Origin of the sequence: Acidocella sp. MX-AZ03 (assembly GCF_027626035.1) — a bacterium.
In the GTDB taxonomy this organism is placed as follows: Bacteria; Pseudomonadota; Alphaproteobacteria; order Acetobacterales; family Acetobacteraceae; genus Acidocella; species Acidocella facilis.
Window position 1 is genome coordinate 254945 of record NZ_CP110774.1, and the last position, 14706, is coordinate 269650.

A 14706-nucleotide genomic window follows, 5' to 3' on the forward strand; every position below is an offset into this window, starting at 1 on the left:
GCGCTGGCCTGGAAGGTCAGGGACGCACCAGCCTGGCGATAAAGAACCCGTCCATGCCGCCGCGTTCGGGCCAGAGTCCGGGATGGGTGCGGATATCGCCTTGCGCGGTCACCGCCTCGGGCAGTTCGGGCAGGCTGAGCGGGTCGCGCTTCAGCCCGAGCCGTTCGCAGGCGGCGTCCACCCGCGCGGTACCTTCCTGCGGCTGCAAGGAACAGACGGCGTAGATCAGCCGTCCGCCAGGGGCGAGCATCGCGGCCGCCGCGTCCAGCAGCTTGTCCTGCAGGGCGGTGACGGTGTCGATGTCGCGGGCCTTGCGGATATGCAGAAGCTCCGGATGGCGGCGGGCGGTGCCGGTGGCGCTGCAGGGGGCATCCAGCAGGATGGCGGAGAAGGGGGAAGGCGGCTGCCAGCTGGTGGCATCGGCCAGCACGGTTTCGGCGGCAAGATGCAGCCGCTCCAGATTGCCGCACAGCGTCGCCATGCGGGATTTGTCGCGCTCCACCGCCGTTACCGCGGCGCCAGCGGCGCAGAGTTGGGCGGTTTTGCCGCCGGGGGCGGCGCAGAGATCCAGCACGCGCTCGCCCTTCTGGGCGGCCAGCAGCTTGGCCGGCAGCGCGGCGGCGGCGTCCTGCACCCAGATTTTGCCCTCGGCGAAGCCCGGGATGTCCATCACCGGCGTCCCGGCGGGAAAGCGGTAGGAGCCGGTGGGCAAGGCCAAGCCGCCCTCGGGCACGAAGCCGGGCAGGGCGGAGACGTCCAAAGCCGCCTCATGCGCATGCGCCTCGGCAATCGCCCGCGCCTCCTTGCCCCAGCTCGCCCAGGCCCAGGCGGGAGTGTCCAGGCGCGGCATGTCCAGCTCCTCCAGCGCCGCCGGGCCGGTGGCCACCACCTTGCGCAGCACCGCATTCACCAGCCCAGCGAAGGGGGTGAGCTTGCGTGAGCGCGCCAGCTCGACCGAGGTTGCGACGGCGGCATGGGCGGGTGTGTCCAGAAACAGGAAGGCGGCTGCGCCCATGCGCAGGATGATGCGCAGCTCCGGCGGCGGGTCGCGGCGCAGATAAGGCTCCAGCACCGCATCCAGCGTGCCGACATGGCGCAGCACGCAGGCCGCCAGCCGGTGCGCGGCGGCCTTGTCGCGCGGCTCGATGCGCGGCAGCGAATCAAGCGCTGCATCGAGCGGCCGGCCCTTCGCCAGTACGGCGTGGAGCAGAGTGAAGCCAGCATTGCGGGTCGGGTCTGTCATAAGCGTCCTTGGGTTCAGGGGCGGGGCCTAGCATAATGGCGGGGCTCTGGCCATCGCTCAGGGCGAAAAGGAAGGAAAGCTGCCATGAAGATCGCGGTGATGGGGGCCGGTGCGGTGGGGTGCTATTTCGGCGCGCTGCTGGCCAAGGCGGGGCATGAGGTGGTGCTGATCGGCCGCGCGGCGCATGTGGAGGCCATCCAGGCCCGGGGCTGCTGCTGGAGCGTGCCTCGGGCACCGAAAACGTGAAGCTGCAGGCCGCCACCGGGGCGCAGGGCGTGCAGGGCGCCGGGCTGGTGCTGGTCTGCGTGAAATCCGCCGATACCGCCCAGGTTGCCGCTGAGATGGCGCCGCATCTGGCACCGGAGGCGATGCTGATCAGCTTGCAGAACGGGGTCGGCAATGCCCAGCGTCTCACAGCTGCCTTGGGACGGGGCGTGTTGCCGGCGGCGGTCTATGTCGCCACCGAAATGGCCGGGCCTGGCCATGTTCGCCATCATGGCCGGGGCGAGCTGAAGCTGGGCCAGGGCCATGGGGCGCGGGAATTGGCGGCCTTGCTGAATGCGGCTGCAATCCCCACCGACATCGCCGAGGATGTCGAGGCGGTGCTGTGGACCAAGCTGGTGTTGAACTGCGCCTATAATGCGGTCTCCGCCGTCACCCGGGCGCCGTACGGGCATATCGTCGCGGTGGAGGGCGCGCATGCGCTGATCCGCGCCCTGGTGGATGAGGCGGTGGCGGTGGCGGCGGCGGACGGGGTGCGGCTGGCGCCGGACCAGGCCGAGCGCTGCATCGAAGCGGCGCAGGCGATGAAGGGGCAGCTCTCCTCGACCGCGCAAGACATAATCCGGGGGCGCAAGACCGAGATCGATGATCTCAACGGCCATGTGGTGCGGCGCGGGGCGGCGCATGGCATTCCCACCCCGGTGAATGCGGCGATGACGACTTTGGTGAAAATTCTGGAGACCGCGCGCTAAAATTATCAAAAGTTTTTGGGGGTGTGGTGAGTTTTTTCAAAAAGTCCCCACAAAGGTTCGGGTTTTGGCAACGGCGGTGCCACTGCCCGGACGTTTTCGCCGCTTTTTTGTAAAAAAGCGGCACCAAAAAACTTTTGATTTTTAAGCCGCCTCCGGCTTTTGACAGGCATCCACCCAGTCCGCCTGGGTGATTTTCACCATCCGCGCCGGGCTGATGCGCAGCGCGCTATGGGTGGAGCCGGCGGCGGGCAGCACCTCCTCAAACGCCTGCAGCGAGATGTCGCAATAGACCCGCAGCGGGCTGGCCAGCCCGAACGGGCAGACCCCGCCGACAGGATGGCCAGTCAGCGCCGCCACCTCCTCCACCGGCACCATCTTCACCTTGCCGCCAAAGGCGGTCTTGGCCTTCTTGTTGTCCAGCCGCGCATCGCCGCGCGCCACCAGCAGCACGATCTCCTCGCCCACCCGCAACGCCAGGGTCTTGGCGATCTGCGCGGGGGCGACGCCATGGCCGGCGGCGGCGAGCGCCACCGTCGCGGTGCTTTCGGGAAGCTCCAGGATCTCGATGTCAGGCGCGTGGTCCGCCAGAAAAGCGCGGACAGAGTCGAGGCTCATGGCAATATCCCAGTTGAATGATTCAGCCCGGGAGGCTGTCATGGATCGCGGGGCGGCGAAAGCCCTGCGGCTTATTTCTCCGGCTTGCTCACCAGCAGCGTCGCCAGCAGGATGGTCAGCAGCACCAGCACCAGCTCGGTCGCGGAGGGGACAGCGGCACGACATGCCAGGTGACGGCCGGCACCTGATTGGCCGGAAAGCCACTCGCGGCCTGCAGGGCCGTGGCATCACAGGTGGAAGCGTAATACGCCTCGAAGGCGTCCGGACAGGCGGTAAGATTCATGTGCAGCGTCCCAGATCGGCAAAGCCCGCCGGCAAGCAGCATGCCGGCGCCCCTTCAAATGGGAGATTTACGCCGCACTGCACAATCGCTTATTTTCGCCAACTGCGTTGCGTCCGAAGCAGCAATGAACGGCGGTTATTTTTTCGGCCGGTCCGCCAGCAAGGTCGCCAGCAACGCGCTTAAAAGCACCAGCACCCATTGCGTCGCGATCGGCGAGAGCGGGACCATATGCCAGGTCACCGGCGGCGCGCTGGGATGGCACGCGGCCGCCATCACGGGCGAGGTGATGGTCGTGCAGATGGAGGGCGCCATGGTCTGCCTCATCTCCCCAAAAGGCCGCGCCAGGAAGGGGCGGCGAAGATGATATGAGGTTCGCCACCGCCCCCCGCAAGCGCAGATGGCCTCAGCCCGCGTCGGACAGAGGCGGGGAGGAACAGCGCGGCGCGGTGGCGCTGGGCTGCGCCGCCGTGCCGAACAGAGTCAGGGCCGCCCCTGCTTCCAGCCCGCCGCCGGCGGGCTGGGGAGGGCGGTGATAGAGTCCGCGTACCCGCCCCGCCACCTGCCGATCACCGCCGGCCAGCAGCACCAGGCTGTCGGCGATCTCGCGGGCTTGATTCTGGCTCTGCAGCACCACCAGCAAGGCGCCGCGTGCGCCCAGACGGCGCAGCAGCCCGAGCAGCATCTGGGCGTCCGCGTCGCTCATCGCGCTGGTCGGTTCGTCGAGCATCAGCAATTTCGGCCCGGCCGCCGCTTCGCGCAGGATCATCGTGGCGCGGCGCAATCCGGGCGGCAGTTCCAGCAGCGGCTGGTCGAAGAGCGGGATCAGCGCCTCCATGCCCATCTCGCGCACCCAGCCCGCGGCCCAGCCGCGCCGCGCGGCGGCGGGCAGCGATGAGTCGCGATGAAACAGCAGGCTCTCCAGCAGGCTGCGCCGGAGCAGATCCAGCCGCGGCGCGACCAGCACGGGCGGTTTCGTCGCGCCCAGCTTCAACCCCTGATAAAAGACCTCTCCCCAGTTTTTATAGAGCGCATTCTCCGCATACAGCCCCGCGAGGGCGCGCAGCAGCGTGGATTTGCCGGTGCCGGGCGGCCCCATCAGCACGCAGACGCCCTGGGCCGGCACCGTGAAGCTGAGATCGTCCAGCACGATTTTGGCGCCGAACCCCAGGCCGAACGCCGCGCAGTGCAGCACTGGCGGCGCGGCCCGATGCGTCAAGGCGCCAGAGAGCGGCTCGGCATCGATCAGCGGGCCGCCCTCATCCTCGTCCGGCAGTTCCTCCCGCAGGCTCTGCCGCAACGCCGCAATGCCTTCCACCATATGGCTTTCCAAGGCCCGCGCGGCCTCGGCGCGGCGCAGCCGCCGCCCGTGCAGCCGCCACGCCGCCACGGCGATCCCACCGCAAACGCCAGCCAGCCCTAAGTAAGATGCCACATGTTCCATCGAGGCTCTCGCAACCGCACATCCGATTAAAATGTTTGGATGAAGAAACGGCTACCGGAAAGATTATTCATCCGGGGGCGGGAGGCGCGCCCGCTCGGCCATTATTCAGCCCTGCGCGCTCGGTGCCCGAAAAACCGAAACATGACAAGCTTGTAACCAAATCAGCGCAACGCATCTGGCGCCCTGATTAAATTTTTGTCGGAAGGGCGGCTGGTGGAGCTGAGGGGAATCGAACCCCTGACCTCGTCATTGCGAACGACGCGCTCTACCAACTGAGCTACAGCCCCGGTCCCGTCATGCGATGACCGCGTGGGGGCGGCGTTTCGCGCATTCGGAAGCGGAAGTCAACATTGCTTTGACACATTCCTCCCGCTAGGTCTCTGGCACCCGAAATTTTTGAGGAAAACCATGGTTGGCGCGATTTTCTGGCTGGCGTCCGAACTGATTCACCTGCTCATTCTCGCGATTATCGCGGCGGCGGTGTTGAGCATGCTGGTGGCGTTCGGCATCGCGAATCCGCGCAATCAGTTCGTTTATACGGTGGGGGATTTCCTCACCCGAATCACGGACCCTGTTTTGCGTCCCATCCGGCGAGTCATTCCCTATATGGGGAATATCGATATTTCGCCGGTCATCGCCATTTTGCTGCTGGAAGCGCTGCAGATGGTGCTGGCTGATCTTTACGGTCAGATCGTGATGCGCGGTCTGGCATTCTAAGGCCGGGACGTTGCGCAAGCGCCCGGCTCGCCAGGGGATAAGTGTGAGGCTGATCAATTCCATCGTCGCCACGGCCAGCCGCCATGCCGTGCTGTGCGTGCTGCTGTTCCTGGTGCTGGGCGGGCTGGGGCTGGGCTATACGGCCCGGCATCTGGCCATCGATACCGATACCGATCATCTCTTCGCCGCCTCGCTGGCCTGGCGCCAGGCGCAGATCGCCGAGGACAAGAATTTCCCGCAATTCAACGATCTGATCGTGGCGGTGGTGCGCGCCGATACGCCGGAGGAGGCGAAGGAGACCGCCACCGCGCTGAATGCGGCACTCCAAGCCGATACCGCGCATTTCAAGGATTCGAGCTACCCGTCCGGTGATCGCTTCTACACCGATGAAGGGCTGCTGCTGCTGCCCACGGATCAGCTTGCCAAGCTGCTGAACCAGATCGTCGCGGCCCAGCCTTTCCTCGGCCAGCTGGCGGCGGACCCCTCCGCGCGCGGGCTGCTGGATGGGTTGGCGCTGATCACCCAGGGGGTGCAGGCCGGGGCGAATATCTCGCCCTATAACCAGGCCATCGCCGGGGTGCGGGCGAATTTGCAGGCGGCGGCGAATGGCAAGCCGGTGCCGCTCTCCTGGCAAAGCCTGATCATGGCCGGCGCGCCGGGGCAGGGCGGCGCGGAATTCGTGCTGGCGCATCCGAAACTGCAACAGGGCACGCTGCAGCCGGGCGGTGAGGCGACCAAGGCGCTGATGGCGATCGCCAAGACCCTGCCGGATGTGAAGGCCGGGCGGGCGACGGTGAATTATACCGGGCAGATCCCGCTCTCCGACGAGCAATTCGCCTCGCTCACCCATGGGCTGGTGCTGGGCGGCATCATCAGCGTGGTGCTGATCGCGCTCTGGCTTTATCTGGCGCTGCGCTCCTGGCGGCTGATCCTGCCGATTTTGCTGACGCTGGTGATGGGGCTGGCGCTGACCATGAGCTACGCCGCCATCGTGGTGCGCACGATCAACCTGATCTCGGTCGCCTTCGCGATCCTGTTCATCGGGCTGGCGGTGGATTTCGCCATTCAATATTGCGTGCGGCTGCGCGCGGTGCGGCTGATGGAGCCGGAGCTGGGGCCGGCCTTGCGCGAGACCTCGCGCCTGGCCGGGGCGCAGATCGCGCTCGCCGCTACCGCCACCGCCTGTGGCTTCCTCGCCTTCGCGCCCACGCCCTTCGTCGGCGTCGCGGAGCTGGGCGAGATCGCCGGGGCGGGCATGTTCATCGCCTTCTTCTGCACCATCAGCTTCCTGCCGGCGCTGCTGCGGCTGTTCCGCCCGCATCCTGAGACGGAATCGGTGGCGCTGCCGGGCGGGGCCAAGGCGGACCATGTCCTGCGCCGCCATCGCAGGGCGGTGCTGGGCCTGTTCGGGGCGCTGGCGCTGGCCGGGTTGTGGGGGCGGTAACGCTGCGCTTCGATGCCAACCCGCTGGATACCAAGGACCCCAATACCGAGAGCATGCGCACCATCCGTTCGCTGCTCGCGGACCCGCAGACCAACCCGTTCTATGCGGATGCGCTGGCCCCCAACCTGGATGCGGCGCGGGCCTTGGCGGACAAGCTCGGGACGTTGAAGGAGGTCTCGCAGGCGATTTCCGGCGCCACCTTCGTGCCGCAGGACCAGCCGCAGAAGCTGGCGATGCTCGCACAGGCCCAGACCATCCTGGCGCCCACCTTGCTGGCCGCCGCCACCCCGCCCAAGCAGCCGGTCACCGCGCAGGAGATCCGCGACGCGATGGCCAAGACCATCGCCGCCATTACCAATGTGCAGGCGAAACTGCCGAAGGGCAGCGAGCTTTTGGGGATCGCGTCGGTGCTCAAGCAGCTGCAGGGCGAGGATGATGCGCGGATCATGGCGATGAATGAAGCCATCACCCGCTTCCTGCCGCTGGAGCTGCAAAACCTCACCCGCGCCTTGCAGGCCAAGCCGATCACCCAGGATAATCTGCCGGCTTCGATCAAGGCGGACTGGTTCCTGCCTGACGGCCAGGTGCGGGTGGAAGCTTTCCCGACGGCGGCGGCGCAGACTACCAAGGGGCTCTATGCCTTCTCCAAGGCGGTGCTGGCGGCGGCGCCCAATGCCGGCGGCCCGGCGATCTCCACCATCGCCACCGCGGGCACCATTCTCAGCTCCTTCAAGGAAGCGGCGATTTTGGCCTTCATCGCCATCGCGGTGATCCTGCTGGCGGTGTTCCGCAATCTGCGCGACAGCCTGCTGGTGCTGGCGGCGCTGGCGCTCTCGGCGCTGCTCACCGCCTTGTTCGCGCGGATGGCGGGCATGTCGATCAACTATGCCAACATCATCGCGCTGCCGCTGCTGTTGGGGGTGGGCGTGTCCTTCAACGTCTATTTCGTGATGAATTTCCGTTCGGGGATGCGCAATTTCCTGGCCTCGGCGACGGCGCGGGCAGTGTTGTTCTCGGCCCTGACCACCGCCACCGCCTTCGGCTCGCTCGCCGCCTCGGCGGATCGCGGCACCGCCAGCATGGGGATCTGCTCTTCCTCAGCTTGGCGGCGGTGCTGGTTTCCACCTTCATCTTCCTGCCGGCCTTGCTGCACACCCTCGCCGATGCTCGAAAAGCGTAGTTTTTCGCTCTCCGGCCATCGCACCAGCGTGGCGCTGGAGCCGGAATTCTGGGCGGTGCTGGGGAGGTTGCGGCGCGCCGGGGATGGCGGTCTCGGCGCTGGTAACCTTGATCGACGCCGAGCGGGGCGGCGAGCGGCCGCTGGCCTCGGCGCTGCGGGTGTTCGCGCTGCGGGAAGCGAACAAGACGGGATAAAAAACGGGGCGCTCGTAAGCGCCCCGTTTTTGGTTCAGCCGCGCAGCGTGGCGCCGGTCTTCTTCGCCACATCGGCGACGATCTTGGCGCAGACCGCCTCGATTTCGGCATCCGTGAGGCTCTTCTCCGCCGGCTGCAGCGTCACCGCGATGGCGAGCGAGATTTTGCCCTCCGGCACGCCCTTGCCCTGGTAACGGTCGAACAGCACCGCATTGGTGACAAGATTGCGCTCCGCCCCCTTGGCGGCGCGCAGCACCGCTTCGGCGCCGACGCTCTCATCCACAAGGAAGGCGAAATCCCGGCGCAGCGGCTGGAAGGCCGGCAGCGACGGGGCGGATTTCTTGCGGCGCTTGGGCTCGGGGATCGCATCCAGGAAGATCTCGAAGGCGATCGCGTTGGCCGGCAGGTCCAGCGCCTTGGTCACGGTCGGGTGCAGCGTGCCAAAGCGCGCCAGCACGGTTTTCGGCCCTTGCATCAGCGCGCCGCTCTGGCCCGGATGGTAGTAGGAGGGCCCGCCCGGCTGGGTGGTGACGGCCTCCATCGGCACGCCAAGCGCCGCGAGCACGGCCATTGCATCGGCCTTGGCGTCCATCGCATCGAAGGGCCGGGCCGGGGTGAGCGCTGAGAGCGGCGTGCCGCCGACCCGCAACCCCGCCGCGACCAGCGCCTGGGAGAGATCCGCCGCATAGGAAGGGCCGGTTTCGAACAGGCCGAAATCCGCCTGGCCGCGCGCCAGGTTGCGCGCCGCCGCCTGCGCCAAGGTCACCAGAGCGGTGGGGCGCATCTGGTTGAGGTCCGCGGCGATTGGGTTGGCCAGGCGCAGGCTCTCCGGCGCGTCGCCGAACAGCGCGCAGATGGCCGCGTCGGCGAAGCTGAAGGTGACGCATTCCAGCAGCCCGCGCATCGCCAGCACCCGGCGCGCCAGATAGGTGCGCGATTGCTTGGGCGTGAGGATGGGGGCGGGCAGGAGGGTATCGGCACGCAGCGAGACCGGCGCGATCGCATCCAGCCCTTGCAGGCGCAGCACCTCCTCGATCAGATCGACCTCCGGCTCGATCTCAGCCGCACCCAAGGCGGCCTCGGTGCCGCCGGGCAGGCCGGGCGCCTGGTCCAGCGATGGCGGCTGCGCGACATCATTGCGCCAGCTCGGCACCGCGACGGTGACGCGCTGCGCATCCTGGGCGACAACGCCAAAGCCCAGGCGCTGCAGGGAGGCCACCGCATCGGCAGCTTCGATGTCCGAGCCGCCGAAGCTGCGCAGCCGCTCGAAACGCAGGCTGGCCTGACGGGTCCAGGCCGGGCGGGCGCCGGCCTCGGAAATTTCGCTGGCGCTGCCGCCGCAAATCGCCATCACCATGGCGCTGGCCGCATCCAGGCCAGCGGGCAGCAGCTGGCTGTCGATCCCGCGCTCAAACCGCGCCCGGGCATCGGAGAAGATGCCGGTACGCTGGCCGGTGCGGGCGATCCTGACATGGTCGAACAGGGCGCATTCGATGAAGACCTCCGTGGTGCCTTCATCGCAGCCGGTGCCCTCGCCGCCGGTGATGCCGGCGAGCGACTGCGCGCCGCTGCCATCGGCGATCACGCAATCCTCAGGGCCGGCCTTCACCGCCTTGCCGGCGAGGCCGGGGAAGGTGTCGCCCTCCTGGCCGCGGCGCAGGGTCAATACCCTACCGTTAATCTTCTTCACGTCGAAGACATGCAGCGGGCGGCCGAGATCATAGGTGAAGAAATTGGTGATATCGACCAGCGCGTTGATCGGGCGCAGCCCGATGCTCTCCAGCCGCTTCACCAGCCAGTCCGGGCTCGGCCCGTTCTTCACGCCGGAGATGGTGCGGCCCAGCACCCAGGGGCGGCTTCAGGGAATTCGTTCGCCCACTGAATGGCAGACGCCCCTTCGCCCTTGATCGGCGCCGGCGCAAACTCCTTCAGCGTGCCCAGCCCGGCAGCGGCGAGGTCGCGGGCGATGCCGCGAATGGAGAGCGCATCGCCTCGATTGGGGGTGATGGAGATTTCCACCACCGGCTCATCCAGCCCGGCCCATTGCGCATAATTTTCGCCGACCGGCGCGTCGTCCGGCAGCTCGATGATGCCGTCATGCTCCTCGCCCAGCCCCAGCTCGCGAAAGCTGGTGAGCATGCCTTCGGATTTCACGCCGCGGATCTCGCCCACCTTCAGCACCATGCCGCTGGCCGGCACCACCGCCCCGGCCGGGGCGAACACCACTTTCAAGCCGGTGCGCGCATTCGGCGCGCCGCAGACGACGGACAGCTCCGCCCCGCCGGCATTCACCCGGCAGGCGCGCAGACGATCCGCATTCGGGTGCTGCACCGCTTCGATCACTTCCGCGATCACGAAGGGCTTCAGCGCCTCGGCCTTGTTTTCCACGCCCTCGACCTCAAGGCCGATCTTGTTCAGCGTCGCCAGGATCTGATCCAAGGAGGCGTCGGTTTGCAGCCAGCTCTTCAGCCAGGACAAAGAGAATTTCATCGGATCACAATCCTTCGTGCAGGCTGGCGGGGGAGAGCGGGGAGACGCCGTAATGGCGCAGCCAGCGCACATCGCTCTCATAGAACAGGCGCAGATCGTTGATGCCATGCTTGAGCATGGTGATGCGCTCCAGCCCCATGCCGAAGGCAAAGCCCTGGAAGCGGCGCGGATCGATGCCGCAATTCGCCAGCACGTTGGGATGCACCATGCCCGAGCCGCCGATCTCCAGCCAATCCGTGCCGCCGCCGATCTCGCCGGTCTTGCGGCTCCAGCCGATATCGACCTCCATCGAGGGCTCGGTGAAGGGGAAGTAGGAGGCGCGCAGCCGCACCGGCAATTCCGGCACGCCGAAATAGGCGCGCAGCATGTCGTTCAGCACGCCTTTCAGATGGCCGAGATGGATGCCCTCGCCGATCACCAGCCCCTCGCATTGATGGAACATCGGCGAATGGGTGGCGTCATGGTCGGCGCGGAAGGTACGGCCGGGGACGACGATGCGGATCGGCGGGGCGTTTTCCGCCAGGCCGTGGGCCTTGGCCCAGTCCAGCATGGTGCGGATCTGCACCGGCGAGGTGTGGGTGCGCAGCACCGGCGGGCGCTGCCCTTCGGGCGCCTGCAGATAGAACGTGTCCATCATCGCGCGGGCGGGGTGATGGGCGGGGATGTTGAGGGCGGAGAAATTATTCCAGTCGGTCTCGATGTCCGGCCCTTCGGCGATGGCAAAGCCCATCGGCGCGAAGATCGCCGCCAGCTCTTCCATCGTGCGGCTGATCGGGTGGATGGCGCCAGTGGAGTCGGGGCGCGGCGGGGCGGTGACATCGATGCGCTCAGCCGCCAGCTTGGCGTCCAAAGAAGCCGCATCCAGCACGGTTTTGCGCGCCAAAAGCGCATCGGTGATCTGCGTTTTTACCAGATTGATTTCCGCGCCGGCCTGTTTGCGCGCGTCCGGATCCATCCCGCCCAGCGATTTTAGCAACAATGTCACATTGCCGTTTTTGCCGAGCAGGGAGACCCGCAGCTCTTCCAAAGCGCCCGCATCCGCGGCCGCGATGGCGGGCAGCGCCGCTTCCACCAAGCTCTTCAAATCATCGCTCTGCATCTTGATTATGCCTCACTCTTTCGCGGCCAGGGCAGAGCCCGGTCGGGGTCAAATGTCAAGCCGCGCGCTGTCCGTCGCCGCCGCGCCGCAAGTCCAGACGGCTTGCTCTGGTGTTACAAATAATCAACAGATGTAAAGAAAAACATCGGGGTGCTGGAAACCCCCGCGATATGAACAAATTAGCTTAACGTGGCGCTTGACCCTTCCCAGGGCGGAAGAGTACAGCCCGCAAGGTGACGTAATCATCGTGATTACGCAACCAAACGGCTATTTTTGCTCACTCAATTCGGACAGGGATCGGTTCCTACCATGAAAATCAAAGCTCTGGGCGCTCTTGCCGGCCTGGCCCTGCTGGCAGCCTGCTCTTCCAACCCGACCAGCACCGCCTCCAACACCGGCGCGGGCATGACCTCCTCCACCGGTCCGGCTCCGGGCTCCGAGCAGGATCTGGTTGCCAATGTCGGCGACCGCGTGTTCTTCGCCTTCAACAAGTCCGGTCTGTCCAGCGATGCCGACGCGACCCTGGGCAAGCAGGCCGCCTGGCTGGCCAAGTACCCCTCCGTGAACGTGCTGGTGGCGGGTAACGCCGACGAGCGCGGCACCGAGACCTACAACCTGGCCCTCGGCCAGCGCCGCGCCAACTCGGCGCGCGACTATCTGGTGGCTCAGGGCGTGTCCGCTTCGCGCATCCAGACCATCTCCTACGGCAAGGATTGCCCGGTTGCCGCTGGCAATGACGAGTCCGCCTATGCGCAGAACCGTAACGCCATCACCTCCGTGCAGGGCTTCAACCCGCAGAACTGCAAGTAATTGCGGCCTGCGTCCGGCCATCTGGCCGGGCCTTGTGGTACAGACCGGCGGCCCTTGGCCGCCGGTTTTGTTTTGCGCCTATCCCTGACTATATTTGAGGCCATTCACGGCCTGACTGGAGTCTCAATGCGCCCCCGTTTCCTGCTTCTCGCTGCCCCGCTTTTCCTGCCGCTGGCCGCATCCGCCCAGCCGCTGATCCAGAGCCAGGAGGGCATCGCCCTGCAGAACGAGATTCTGCAGCTGCAGCAACAGCTCCAGCAGATGCAGGCGCAAGGGGGCGGCAATGGCGGCTCCGCGCTGGGGGCGGCAATGCGCCGCCGCCATCGGGCAATGCCGGCAATTCTGCCAATGGCGGGCTGGTGGCGAGCCTACTCACCCAGGTGCAGACGCTGCAATCCCAGGTGCAGTCCCTCAATGGCCAGGTCTCCGAGCTGAAGCACGAGATGGATACCCAGAACGCGCAGACCCAGAAGGATATCGGGGATCTGAAATTCCAGCTGCAGAATGGCGGCGCGGCCGGGCAGGGCGGGCAGCCCGGCCAAGCCCCCGGCGCCCCCGCGCCGCAGGCCAGCGCGCCTCCGCCGCAGGCCGCCGCGCCGAGCGACCCGAAGGCCGCCCTGCAGGCCGCGCTGGATGCCTATGGCAAGCATGATTACGCGGCCTCGGCGCGGCTGGCGCAGGGCATCGTGGCGAAGGATAAATCCGCGCCGCAGGCCTATCGCGCCCAGTATCTCGTGGCGCAGAGCTACGCCGCCAAGGGCGATCCGCAGAACGCCGCCATCGCCTATGACAGCACCTACAACATGAACCGTAACGGCACCTACGCGCCGCATGCGCTGCTGGGGCTGGCCTCCTCGCTGGCCGCGATCAACCAGAACGGCGCCGCCTGCGACACCCTCTCCTCGCTGAACAGCCAGTTCACCAACCAGTCCGCCGGGATGCGGGCGGATGTCGCCGCGGTCGCCAAACGCGCCCATTGCTCCTAAACGAAGTCTTCGCGGCGGCGCTTTCGCGGCTGTTGCCGCACAGCACCCCGCGTTTGGCGCTGGGCGTCTCTGGCGGGGCGGACAGCACCGCCCTGGTCTTGCTGGCCGATGAATATTGCCGCCCCCGGGGCGGCGCGGTGCTGGCGCTGATCCTCGATCACGGGCTGCGGGCTGGCTCAGCGGCGGAAGCTCAGCTGACCGCAAGCCGCCTCGCCCAGCGCGGCATCGCCGCGAAGATCATCACCCTGGCGCTGGCGCCGGGGCCGGGATTGCAGGCCCGCGCCCGGGAGGCCCGCCACGCGGCCCTGGCCGAAGCAGCGCGGCAGGCGGGGTTTTTGTATCTGGCGCTTGGCCATCACGCTGCCGACCAGCGCGAGACGGTGGCGATGCGCGCCGCCCGTGGCGAAGGTGGGGTGGAGGGCATGGCCGCCTGGACGGCGCGGCGGGACGTGGTGCTGCTGCGCCCGCTGCTGCGGACCGAACCAGAGCATTTGCGCGCCTATCTCACCGACCAGGGCATGGGCTGGGTCGAGGACCCCTCCAACCTCTCCCGCCGGTTCGAGCGCGTGCGCATCCGCCAGGACGCGGCGGGGCTGAACCCTCACGGCGCCGCCGCCCGCGCCGCGCGCGAGGCCGAGGATGCCGCCTTCCTCGCCCGCCATGCCGCGATGTATCCGGAAGGCTTCGCGCTGCTGGATGCCGGTAGCGCCCCGCCCTCCGCGCTGGGCGCGCTGCTGCGCACGCTCGGCGGCAAGCGCTACCCGCCCCGGCGCGACGCGCTGGCGCGGCTGGCGGCGCAGCTGCGCCCAGCGACATTGGGGGGCGTGCGCATCGCCCCGGCCGGGCGGCTTGGCCCCGGCTGGCTGCTGGCGCGCGAGGCCGCCGCCTGTGCCGCGCCGATTGCAGCGAGCAGCCATGCGCTATGGGATGGCCGTTTCACTTTGTTGCAAGATCCCGAACGCCCCGCATCGTTCGGCGCGCTGGGCGCGCAAGCGGCGGCGTTTCATGGGTTTAACGGCCTGCCAACCCTGGTGCTGCGCGGCCTGCCGGCGCTGCGCCCGGCCACGGGCGGGCTGATCTTTCCGGCGCCGGTGCGGTTTTCGCCGCCTTTGCCGGCCACCCAGGCCCCGTTTCGCGGCGCTGTTTAGCGAGGATTTATTTGTGCTGGTCTAGGAATCCGGTGCAGTATGACCACGTTGAGCTCATGAAGACCTCTCCGTGCCTCGTGCA

At 67.3% G+C, this 14706-nt stretch carries 12 protein-coding genes, 1 tRNA gene and 4 pseudogenes; 8 read left to right on the forward strand and 9 right to left on the reverse strand.

The genetic code is table 11. From position 1 onward, the window contains the following. Positions 1-16: 16 nt before the first annotated feature. Positions 17-1243, reverse strand: a complete 1227-nt coding sequence (locus GT370_RS01445) for a transcription antitermination factor NusB (protein ID WP_008493602.1) — start codon at positions 1241-1243, stop codon at positions 17-19. A 99-nt stretch (positions 1244-1342) separates the two neighbouring features. On the opposite strand from GT370_RS01445, the pseudogene GT370_RS01450 reads away from it, so the two are divergent. Next, positions 1343-2217, forward strand: a pseudogene (locus GT370_RS01450) (ketopantoate reductase family protein). A 141-nt stretch (positions 2218-2358) separates the two neighbouring features. Here the strand turns inward: GT370_RS01450 and GT370_RS01455 are convergent. The 5 genes from GT370_RS01455 to GT370_RS01475 all read right to left on the reverse strand — a co-directional run bounded on the left by GT370_RS01455 (position 2359) and on the right by GT370_RS01475 (position 4843). Next, positions 2359-2832 (reverse strand): YbaK/EbsC family protein, encoded by a 474-nt coding sequence (locus tag GT370_RS01455; RefSeq protein WP_008493600.1) that lies wholly within the window; start codon positions 2830-2832, stop codon positions 2359-2361. A 115-nt stretch (positions 2833-2947) separates the two neighbouring features. Further along, positions 2948-3157, reverse strand: a complete 210-nt coding sequence (locus GT370_RS01460) for a hypothetical protein (RefSeq protein WP_270183782.1) — start codon at positions 3155-3157, stop codon at positions 2948-2950. 93 nt (positions 3158-3250) lie between these two features. Beyond that, on the reverse strand, positions 3251-3427 hold the full coding sequence (locus GT370_RS01465; RefSeq protein WP_162173883.1) for a hypothetical protein: 177 nt from the start codon (positions 3425-3427) through the stop codon (positions 3251-3253). 91 nt (positions 3428-3518) lie between these two features. Next, positions 3519-4556: an ATP-binding cassette domain-containing protein gene (locus GT370_RS01470; RefSeq protein WP_083878524.1), complete on the reverse strand. Its 1038-nt coding sequence runs from the start codon at positions 4554-4556 to the stop codon at positions 3519-3521. A gap of 211 nt (positions 4557-4767) precedes the next feature. Then, positions 4768-4843: transfer RNA gene (locus GT370_RS01475), tRNA-Ala, on the reverse strand. Positions 4844-4964: 121 nt separating this feature from the next. Between GT370_RS01475 and GT370_RS01480 the strand changes: the two genes are divergently transcribed. From GT370_RS01480 to GT370_RS01495, 4 genes and pseudogenes are all read left to right on the forward strand, one after another. Next, on the forward strand, positions 4965-5273 hold the full coding sequence (locus GT370_RS01480) for a YggT family protein (RefSeq protein ID WP_008493597.1): 309 nt from the start codon (positions 4965-4967) through the stop codon (positions 5271-5273). A gap of 43 nt (positions 5274-5316) precedes the next feature. After that, entirely contained in the window at positions 5317-6717 is a 1401-nt protein-coding gene (locus GT370_RS01485; protein WP_270183783.1) for an MMPL family transporter, read from the forward strand. Between the two features lie 452 nt (positions 6718-7169). Continuing rightward, a pseudogene (locus GT370_RS01490) lies at positions 7170-7745 on the forward strand (MMPL family transporter); the annotation flags it as partial. A gap of 135 nt (positions 7746-7880) precedes the next feature. Beyond that, positions 7881-8091, forward strand: a pseudogene (locus GT370_RS01495) (ribbon-helix-helix domain-containing protein). Positions 8092-8125: 34 nt separating this feature from the next. Here GT370_RS01495 and pheT read toward each other — a convergent pair. Beyond that, positions 8126-10581 (reverse strand): annotated as a pseudogene (pheT, locus tag GT370_RS01500) (phenylalanine--tRNA ligase subunit beta). A gap of 4 nt (positions 10582-10585) precedes the next feature. After that, complete coding sequence (pheS, locus tag GT370_RS01505; protein WP_008493593.1) at positions 10586-11680, reverse strand: phenylalanine--tRNA ligase subunit alpha; 1095 nt, start codon at positions 11678-11680, stop codon at positions 10586-10588. Between the two features lie 309 nt (positions 11681-11989). Here pheS and pal point away from each other — a divergent pair, with 309 nt between their 5' ends. Next, positions 11990-12490, forward strand: coding sequence for a peptidoglycan-associated lipoprotein Pal (gene pal, locus GT370_RS01510; RefSeq protein WP_008493592.1), 501 nt, complete (start codon positions 11990-11992; stop codon positions 12488-12490). A 123-nt stretch (positions 12491-12613) separates the two neighbouring features. Here the strand turns inward: pal and GT370_RS01515 are convergent, their stop codons facing one another. Next, positions 12614-12814: a hypothetical protein gene (locus GT370_RS01515; protein WP_270183784.1), complete on the reverse strand. Its 201-nt coding sequence runs from the start codon at positions 12812-12814 to the stop codon at positions 12614-12616. Between the two features lie 35 nt (positions 12815-12849). Here GT370_RS01515 and GT370_RS01520 point away from each other — a divergent pair, with 35 nt between their 5' ends. Further along, entirely contained in the window at positions 12850-13476 is a 627-nt protein-coding gene (locus GT370_RS01520; protein WP_270183785.1) for a tetratricopeptide repeat protein, read from the forward strand. Beyond that, positions 13467-14624, forward strand: a complete 1158-nt coding sequence (tilS, locus tag GT370_RS01525) for a tRNA lysidine(34) synthetase TilS (protein WP_270183786.1) — start codon at positions 13467-13469, stop codon at positions 14622-14624. Before GT370_RS01520 ends, tilS begins: the two co-directional genes overlap by 10 nt. Positions 14625-14706: the final 82 nt, after the last annotated feature.